The sequence below is a fragment of the Streptomyces sp. DSM 15324 genome, from assembly GCF_001514285.1.
Taxonomy (GTDB): Bacteria; Actinomycetota; Actinomycetes; order Streptomycetales; family Streptomycetaceae; genus Streptomyces.
Window position 1 is genome coordinate 287,734 of record NZ_KQ949035.1, and the last position, 9,518, is coordinate 297,251.

Below are 9,518 nucleotides of genomic sequence, written 5' to 3' on the forward strand. Positions count from 1 at the left end.
GGTGATGCCGGTGGTCAGGTGGCCGTCGGACTCCTCCGGCCGGTTGAGCATGAGCGCGAGGTAGTCCTGGCCGTTGGTGCCGGTGAACACGCCGGTGCGGCTGCCGCGCAGCGCACCAGGGTCGATGCCGGAGCGTTCCAGTGCCTCCCAGGACGTCTCCAGCAGCAGCCGCTGCTGGGGGTCCATGGTCGTGGCCTCGCGAGGCGAGATGTCGAAGAAGGTGGAGTCGAACAGCGGTGCGTCGTAGAGGAAGGCGCCCTGGCGGGCGTACGTGGTGCCGACGCCGCCCGCCGCGTCGAAGACGCCGTCGAGGTCCCAGCCGCGGTCGGCGGGGAAGTCGGCGACGGTGTCCCGCCCCTCGTTCAGCAGCCGCCAGAACTCCTCCGGTGTGTCGGCTCCGCCGGGGAAGCGGCAGCCGATGCCGACGATCGCGACGGGCTCCTGGCGGCCCGTCTCGGCGTCATGAAGACGCTTGCGGGTCTGACGGAGGTCCGCCGTCACCCTTTTCAGGTAGTCCCGCAGCTTCTCTTCATTGCTCGCCATCGTGCTCCACTTCCTCGCGCAAAAGCCGTGAACGGACCCGTCGCACGGGCCGGGTGATCAGATCCCGAATTCCTTGTCGATCAGGTCGAACATCTCGTCGTCCGTCGCTCCGTCCAATTCCGCGATCGCGTCGTCCGTCTCGTCGGCTGCGTCGGTGCCCGTCCACAGCGCCAGCAGTCCCCGCAGCTTCGCGGTGATCTCCGGGCCGGTCGCGCCGCCGCCCCCGGCCTCGGCCGCGAGGACCCCGGCCAGTCGGTCGATCTCGGCGACGAGCCCGGACCCGGTGGCCGGGTCACCGTCCGGCCCGACGAGTTCGCCCTCCAGATACCGGGCGATGTCCACCGGGGCCGGGTAGTCGAACACGAGGGTCGCCGGCAGCCGGAGTCCGGTGGCCGTGCCGAGCCGGTTGCGCAGTTCCACCGCGGTCAGCGAGTCGAATCCGGCCTCGCGGAACGCGCGGCTCGGGTCGACCGCTTCGATCCTGGCGTGTCCGAGGACCACTGCGGCCTGTTCCCGCACCAGCTGCACGAGGGCCGCCGACCGTTCGTCGGCGCCCAGTCCCGCGAGCCGCTGGCGCAGCGCGTCGGCGTCCGCCCCGGAGGCGGCGTCCCGCAGCGCGGCGTCGGCCTCGGGGATCTCCCCCAGCAGGGCGGTAGTCCGTCCCGCGGTGAAGGCGGGGGCGAACCGCGTCCAGTCGACCCGGGCCACGACGGCGGCCGGGTCTCCGGAGCCCACCAGCCGTTCCATCGCGGCCAGGGCGGGCTCGGGGTCCAGTGCGGTGAGGCCCCGGCGGCGCAGATACTCCTCGACGCCGCCGTCGGCCGCCATGCCGTCCTGCGCCCACGGCCCCCAGGCCAGGGACGTGGCGGGCAGCCCGGCCGCCCTGCGCCGCTCGGCGAGCGTGTCGAGGTAGGCGTTGGCGGCCGCGTAGTTGCCCTGGCCCGGCGAGCCCACGGAGCCCGCGAAGGAGGAGAACAGCACGAACGCCGACAGCTCCCGGTCCCGGGTCAGCAGGTCGAGGTTGCGGGCGGCGACCGTCTTGCCGCGCAGGACGGCCGCGAAGCGCTCCGGGGTGAGCGCCTCCACCAGCCCGTCGTCGAGGACACCGGCGGTGTGCACCACCGCGTCCACGGGGTGCTCGGCCAGCAGCGCGGCGAGTGCGTCCCGGTCCGCCGCGTCGCAGGCGGTCACCGTCACCCGTACGCCCGCAGCGGCGAGTTCGTCGCGCAGAGCGGGTGCGCCGGGCGCGTCCAGGCCGCGCCGGCTGAGCAGGACGAGGTGCTCGGCTCCCCGCGCGGCGGCCCAGCGGGCCACCCGGGCGCCCAGCGCACCCGTACCGCCCGTGATCAGCACGGTGCCCGAGGGGCGCCAGCCCGCGCCGAGCTCACCGGGTGCCGTACGGCCGAGCCTGCGGCCGAAGACACCGGTCGCCCGGATCGCCACCTGGTCCTCTCCGGCGCGGCCCTGGAGCACGCCGACGAGGCGGCCCGTCGTGCGCCGGTCGACGACCTGGGGAAGGTCGACCAGTCCGCCCCAGCCCTCCGGGTGCTCCAGCGCGGCGACCCGGCCCACTCCCCAGACCGCTCCCTGCGCCGGGTCGGGCGCCGGGTCGGACCGGTTCACCGAGACAGCGCCCCTGGTCAGGGCCCACAGCGGGCCGGCGACGGCCGCGTCGCCCAGCGCCTGGACGAGTACGGCGGTGGCGGCGGGGCCGGCCGGGACCTCGTCGGCGTGCCCGTTCTGGGCCTCGGACAGCGCCAGGAAGGACAGGACACCGGCGACCGGCCCCTCCCCCGCGGCCGCGGTCAGCAGCGTGGCGAGCGCGGCCCGGTCGGTGCCGGGCTCGTACTCGACCGCCGCGATCTCGGCCCCGTACCCGGCGAGCCCCTCCAGCACGGCGGCGCCCCACGCGTCGTCCCGCAGCGCGGCGGGGAGTACGGCCAGCCAGCGGCCGGGCAGTCCACCACCGGACACCGCGCCGAGCGGTTTCCAGTTCACGGAGTAGAGCCAGTCGTCGACCCTGGACTGCTCCTGCTGTCCCCGCCACCACGACGACAGCGCCGGCAGCAGCTCGTCCAGCGCGTCCTGGGCGACACCGAGCGAGTCGGCCAGCGTACGGGCGTCCCCCTGCTCGACGGCGGACCAGAACCCGGCGTCCGCGCGGTCGGAGGTGACCGCCGCGGACGAGCCGCCCAGCCTGGCGCCGTCGGGCCAGAAACGCTCGCGTTCGAAGGCGTAGGTCGGCAGGTCCACCACGGTCGCCCCGGCCGGGGCGTAGACGGCGGCCCAGTCCACCTGTCCGCCGTGCAGGTGCAGCCCCGCGACCGCCGAGAGGAGCGAGTGGGTCTCGGGGCGGTCCTTGCGCAGGGTCGGGGTCAGCAGAACACCCCCGTCCTCACCGTCGAGACCGCCCTGCGCCAGCGCCGTCAGGGTCCCGTCCGCGCCCAGCTCCACGAACCGCGACACACCCTGCTCCGCCAACCGCAGCACGGCACCCGCGAACCGCACGGGCCGACGCACGTGCTCCACCCAGTACTCCGGCGACATCAACTCCTCAGCCGCAGCCACCTCACCCGTCACCGTCGAGACGACCGGAATCCGAGGCCGCCCGTACGACAGCCCCTCGGCCACCACCCGGAAGTCGGCGAGCATCGGCTCCATCAACGGCGAGTGGAACGCATGACTCACCCGCAACGCCGTCACCTTGCGATCCAGGGCACGGAAGTGCGCGGCGACCCTCTCCACCTCATCCGCGACACCCGCGACCACCACGGCCTGCGGCCCGTTGACCGCCGCGACACCCACCTCGTCACCGAGCAGGGGCAGGACCTCGTCCTCGGCGGCCTGGAGCGCGACCATCGCACCACCGGCCGGCAGCGCCTGCATCAGCCGGCCGCGCGCCGCCACCAGACGGCACGCGTCCGCCAGCGACCACACGCCCGCGACGTGCGCGGCGGCGATCTCACCGATCGAGTGACCGGCCAGCACGTCCGGCCGTACACCCCACGACTCCAGCAACCGGAACAGCGCCACTTCCAGCGCGAACAGCGCCGGCTGGGTGAACTCCGTCCGGTTCAGCAGGTCGGCGTCCTCACCGAACACCACCTCCCGCAGATCGAAGGGCAGTTCCGCGTCCACGGCGTCGAACGCCTCGGCGAAGACGGGGTACTTGGCATACAACTCCTGGCCCATGCCGAGCCGTTGCGAGCCCTGCCCCGCGAACAGGAAGGCCAGCCTTCGGCCCGAGCGGCCGGGTGTGCCGGTGAGGACGGAGGGGTCGTGCTCGCCGATCGCCAGTGCGCGCAGTCCGCGCAGCAGTTCGGCGCGGTCGGCGGCCAGGACGGTGGCGCGGTGCTCCAGCCAGGGGCGGAGGGACGCCGAGAGGCCCAGGTCGCCCAGGCGGAGTCCGGGGTCGGCGTCGACCTGGGCCCACAGCCGTTCGGCCTGACCGCGCAGGGCGCCCTCGGACGCGGCGGACAGCGCGATGGGCGTGAGCGGCAACTCGGAGGCCTGAGCGGCCGCTTCGGGGCTGTCCGTCCCGGGCGCCGCGGGGAGAAGTTCGGGGGACTGCTCGATGATGACGTGGGCGTTGGTGCCGCTGATGCCGAAGGACGACACGCCCGCGCGCCGGGGTCGGCCCTGCGGCTCGGGCCACTCCACGTTCTCCGTCAGGAGGGTGATGTCACCGGCCGTCCAGTCGACGAACGGCGACGGCTCGTCGGCGTGCAGGGTGCGCGGCAGAACGCCGTGCCGCATCGCCATCACCATCTTGATCACACCACCCACACCGGCCGCCGCCTGCGTGTGCCCGACATTCGACTTCAACGAGCCGAGCAGCAGGGGCTGTTCACGGTCCTGGCCGTAGGTGGCGAGCAGCGCCTGCGCCTCGATCGGGTCACCCAGCGGGGTGCCCGTGCCGTGCGCCTCCACCGCGTCCACGTCGGCCGACTTGAGCCCGGCACTGGCCAGCGCCTGCCGGATCACGCGCTCCTGCGAGGGACCGTTCGGCGCCGTCAGACCGTTGGACGCGCCGTCCTGGTTGACCGCCGAACCCGCCACCACCGCGAGGACCCGGTGGCCGTTGCGGCGCGCGTCCGAGAGCCGCTCCAGCACCAGCATGCCGATGCCCTCCGACCAGGCCGTACCGTCGGCCCCGGCCCCGAAGGACTTGCAGCGGCCGTCCGAGGCGAGGCCGCGCTGCTGACTGAAGTCGACGAAGGTGTCCGGCGTGGACATCACCATCACGCCGCCGGTCAGGGCGAGATCGCACTCGCCGGCCCGCAGCGACTGGGCGGCCAGGTGAAGGGTGACCAGGGAGGAGGAGCACGCCGTGTCCACCGTCATGGCCGGGCCTTCGAGGCCGAAGGTGTAGGCGATACGGCCGGAGTGGACACTGCTGGTGTTGCCGGTGAGCAGGTAGCCGTCGGAGTCGTGCTCGCCCTCGCGCAGGCAGGAGTTGTAGTCCTGCCCCATGACACCGGCGAACACTCCGGTGCGGCTGCCGCGCAGCGCGGTCGGGTCGACGCCCGCCCGCTCCAGGACCTCCCAGGACACCTCCAGCAGCAACCGCTGCTGCGGGTCCATGGCCAGCGCCTCGCGCGGCGAGATCCCGAAGAGTCCGGCGTCGAAGGACGCCGCGTCGTAGAGGAAGCCACCCCGGCGGACATAGGTCCGGCCGAGCCGGCCGGGCTCGGGGTCGTACAGGGCCTCCAGGTCCCAGCCGCGGTCCGTCGGGAAGTCACCGATCGCGTCGCCGCCCTCGCTGACCAGTCGCCAGAGGTCCTCGGGCGACTCGACGCCGCCGGGGAACCGGCACGCCATGCCCACGATGACCACCGGGTCGTCGTCCATGCCCTTCCAGGCGGGCAACGCCCCGCCCGGGGTCTCGGCCGCGTCGCCGGCGAGGGCGGTCAGCAGATGCCGGGCGAGCGCGACGGGCGAAGGGTGGTCGAAGACCAGGGTGGCGGGCAGTCGCAGTCCGGTCGCCGCGTTGACGCGGTTGCGCAGTTCGACCGACGTCAGTGAGTCGAAGCCGAGGGTCTTGAACGCCTGGCCGGGTTCCACGTCGGCGGCGGAGGCGTGGCCGAGCACCTGGGCCACCAGACCGGTGACCAGCTCCAGCAGGTGCGGTTCGCGTTCGGCGGAGGGCAGGGTCAGCAGCCGGTTCCGCAGTGCGTCGCCGCCGGTGCCGTGGCCGCCCGTGCCGTGGCCGCCGGTGTGCGCGGCGCGCCGGGCCGGACCTCCCACCAGGTCCCGCAACAGAGCCGGGACCTCGGGCAGTTGGCGCAGTGCACGCAGGTCGAGTTCGACCGGCAGCAGGAAGGAAGGCTCGGCATCGGCGAGGACCGCGTCGAGGACGGCGAGGCCCTTCTCGACGGCGAGCGGCCTGACACCGCCGCGCGCCATGCGGTTCAGGTCCGCCTCGGTGAGTTCCGCCGTCATGCCCCTGCCCGGCGCCCAGGGGCCCCAGGCGAGCGAGACCGCGGGCAGGCCGAGGTTGCGGCGGCACCGGGCGATGGCGTCCACGTAGGCGTTGGCAGCCGCGTAGTTGGCCTGTCCGGCGCCGCCGAAGGTGGCGGAGACCGAGGAGAACAGGACGAACGCGGCCAGGTCCAGGTCGCGGGTGAGCGCGTCGAGGTGTTCGGTCGCGTCCGCCTTGGGACGCACCACCGCGAGCAGCCGTTCCTCGGTGAGGGACGTCAGCACGCCGTCGTCGACGACACCGGCGGTGTGGATCACTCCGGTCAGCGGGCGGTCGGCCGGGACCGACGCCAGCAGGGCTTCGAGTGCCTGCCGGTCGGCCACGTCACAGGCCGCGACGGTGACGTCGGCGCCCAACTGCGTCAGTTCGGCGGTGAGTTCCGCCGCACCCGGCGCCTCCGGACCGCGCCGGCCCGCCAGCAGCAGGTGGCGTACGCCGTGCTCGGTGACCAGGTGACGTGCGACCAGGGCGCCCAGGCCGCCGGTGCCTCCGGTGACGAGGACGGTACCGTCCGCGAGGCGGACGGTGTCGTTGGTGACGCGCGCGGTGTCGTCCGTGAGGCGAGCGGTGTCGTCCTCTCCGCCGGGGTGGGCGGCGTCGGCGGCGGGGGCGGACAGGGGGACGGGGACGGGCAGAGGGGCGGCTGCCAGCCTCGGGACGAGTACCTCGGCCCCGCGGACGGCCAGTTCGGTCTCCGCGGCGGGGAGGTCCGGTCCGGCGAGCAGTGCGACCAGGGTGTCCCAGGATCCGGGGGTGCCGTCGAGGTCGGCCAGCGCGAAACGACCGGGGTTCTCCGTACGGGCCGAGCGCACCATGCCCCACAGCGCGGCCAGCGCCGGATCCGACTCCTCCTCGGGCCGTACCGCCACCGCGCCTCGGGTGACGACGACGAGCCGGGCCTCGGCGAGTTCGTCGGCGGCCAGCCACTCCTGTACGAAGGCGAGCGCGGCGGCGGTGACGGCGTGCGCCACGGCGGAGGACCCGCCCAGCGAGGCGTCCGCGGGGCCGCTCCACGGCAGCAGCACGGTCCGGGGGACGGCCTCGCCGTCGTGCACGGCCCTCGTCAGCTCCGCCCAGGTGCGGGCGGGGACGGCGGGGCGGGCGGCGGACGGGTGGTCGTCGGGGACCGCGTGATCCGTCAGCAGCACCGTACGTACGTCTTCGGGGGCCGCCGGATCGGCGGGGTCCGGAGCCGGGGCCGGGGCCCGGAAGGGCAGCGCGGTCCAGTCGATCCGGTACGTCCCGGTGAGGGGGGCCGGGCCCGCAGCGCCCACCCCCTCGGCGGGCACCTCCCGCAGCGCCAGCGATTCGACGGCGGCGACCAGGCCGCCGGACGGGTCGGCCACGTGCAGGGACACCGCGTCGGGTCCGGCGGGCACCACCCGCACCCGCAGGGCACGCGCCCCGCCCGCGTAGAGCGACAGTCCGCGCCACGCAAACGGCAGCCGGCCGGGGCCCGTGTCGCCGAGGGGACCGAACAGGACGGCGTGCAGGGCGGAGTCGAGCAGGGCGGGATGCAGTCCGAAACGGGACGCGAGTGCCTCGTGCTCCTCCGGCAGGGCGACCTCGGCGAACACCTCCTCGCCACGCCGCCACACCTGCCGCAGCCCCTGGAACACCGGGCCGTACCGCAGCCCGGCAGCCGCGAACCGCTCGTACACGTCGGTCAGGGGTCGGGGCTCGGCGCCCGGCGGGGGCCACTCGGCGAGGCCGGACTCCGCGTCGCGGTGTGTCTCCGCCGCCGTGTCCGCGGCCAGCACTCCGTCGGCGTGCAGCACCCACGGGGTGTCGTCCGGGGCGTCCTCGTGGCGTGCGTGCATCTCCACGGTGCGGCGTCCCGCTTCGTCGGCCACACCGACGGTCACCCGCAGGCGAACCATGCCTGCCTCCGGCACCAGCAGCGGCACCGCGAGCGTCAGCTCCTCGACCCGGGTGCACCCCACCTGGTCGCCGGCGCGCAGCGCCAGCTCGGCCCAGCCCGTGCCCGGGAAGACCGCCGTGCCCAGGATGTCGTGGTCCCTCAGCCACGGGTGCGACCTGAGCGCGAGGCGTCCGGTCAGCACCGCTCCCCCGTCGGCGAGTTCCACGGTGGCGCCCAGCAGCGGGTGCGCCGCCACGTCGAGCCCGGCGGCGGCCAGGTCGCCCGGGCTCTGCGACGGCTGCGGCCAGAACCGCTTCCGCTGGAAGGCGTACGTGGGCAGCTCGACGGCGCCGGGGCCGCCGGCGGGGAGGACGGCACGCCAGTCCACTTCGGCGCCCGCGGTGAACAGGGTGGCGACGGCGGCGAGGAGCGCGGCGGCCTCGGGCCGGTCCTTGCGCAGCACCGGCGTCATCACCACGGCCCCGGTGTCGTCGAGGCAGGCCTGGGCGAGAGCGGTGAGAGTACCGTCCGCGCCGAGTTCCACCCAGCGCCCGACACCCTGCCCCGCCAGCACCCGGACCGCGTCCGCGAAACGCACCGGCCGACGCACATGGGCCACCCAGTAGTCCGCCGACATCACCTCGTCGGCCGAGGCCACCTCACCCGTCACCGTCGACACCATCGGCAGCTTCGGACGCTCGTACGTCAGACTCTCCGCCACCTTGCGGAAGTCGGCGAGCATCGGCTCCATCAACGGCGAGTGGAACGCATGACTCACCCGCAACGCCGTCACCTTGCGATCCAGGGCACGGAAGTGCGCGGCGACCTTCTCCACCTCATCCGCGACACCCGCGACCACCACGGCCCGCGGGCCGTTGACCGCCGCGACACCCACCTCGTCACCAAGGAGGGGCAGGACCTCGTCCTCGGCGGCCTGGAGCGCGACCATCGCACCACCGGCCGGCAGCGCCTGCATCAGCCGGCCGCGCGCCGCCACCAGACGGCACGCGTCCGCCAGCGACCACACCCCCGCCACATGCGCGGCAGCGATCTCACCGATCGAATGACCGGCCAGCACGTCCGGCCGTACACCCCACGACTCCAGCAGCCGGAACAGCGCCACCTCCAGCGCGAACAGCGCCGGCTGGGTGAACTCCGTCCGGTTCAGCAGGTCGGCGTCCTCACCGAACACCACCTCCCGCAGATCGAAGGGCAGTTCCGCGTCCACGGCGTCGAACGCCTCGGCGAAGACGGGGTACTTGGCATACAACTCCTGGCCCATGCCGAGCCGTTGCGAGCCCTGCCCCGCGAAGAGCAGCGCCGTCTTCGCCGCGCGGGTCTGCGCGCCCCGGATCAGCCCCGGCGCGTCGGCACCTTCGGCCAGCGCACGCAGACCGGTCACCAGTTCGTGGTGGTCGGCGGCCAGGAGCACCGCGCGGTGCTCCAGCACGGTCCTGGTGGTCACAAGCGCCCGGGCCGTGTCGGCGAGGGGGAGGTCGGGGCGCGCCTCCACGAAGGCCGCCAGGTTCTCGGCTTGTTCGGGCAGCGCGCCGCCCGCCGCGGACAGCACCCACGGCAGCATCGACACCTCGCCCTCTCCGGCGCCCTCAGGGGCGGCCGCAGTGTGGGGTG

Annotated in this window: 2 protein-coding genes; both read right to left on the reverse strand. The window is 74.3% G+C overall.

What is annotated here, in order from left to right:
• Positions 1 to 543, reverse strand: a 543-nt coding sequence (locus tag AQJ58_RS33950; RefSeq protein WP_199844747.1) for a beta-ketoacyl synthase N-terminal-like domain-containing protein, incomplete at its 3' end; no start/stop codon positions are given.
• A gap of 57 nt (positions 544 to 600) precedes the next feature.
• Positions 601 to 9,474, reverse strand: coding sequence for a type I polyketide synthase (locus AQJ58_RS33955; RefSeq protein ID WP_067257105.1), 8,874 nt, complete (start codon positions 9,472 to 9,474; stop codon positions 601 to 603).
• Positions 9,475 to 9,518 lie beyond the last annotated feature (44 nt).